The organism is Bradyrhizobium sp. Kon56 (assembly GCF_055807635.1).
In genome coordinates, this window is the sequence record NZ_JBVVOU010000408.1 from 1 (window position 1) to 273 (window position 273).

The 273-nt window shown below is 62.3% G+C and carries 1 protein-coding gene; it reads right to left on the reverse strand.

Translation table 11 applies throughout. The annotated features are described in order from the left end of the window. Positions 1 to 273: thiamine pyrophosphate-dependent enzyme (locus tag AC0L3B_RS39485; RefSeq protein WP_473383229.1), on the reverse strand; the 273-nt coding region annotated here is incomplete at both ends.

Consider the following 273-nt stretch of genomic DNA (forward strand, 5'->3'; position numbering starts at 1 on the left):
CACGCCATAGCCGTTGAGTTCCGGCGCGTTGAGGTTGTCGAAAGACAGCTGCACGCAGTAGTCCATTTCAAAGCCGCGTTGCGCCTGACGAATCAGGCCCAGGTAGGAATTGTTCACCACCACGTGGATATACGGCAGCTTGAACTGCGCGCCCACGGCCAGCTCTTCGATCATGAACTGGAAGTCGTAGTCGCCCGACAGTGCCACCACCTTGCGGCTCGGGTCGGCCTTGACCACGCCGAGCGCCGCCGGAATGGTCCAGCCCAGGGGGCC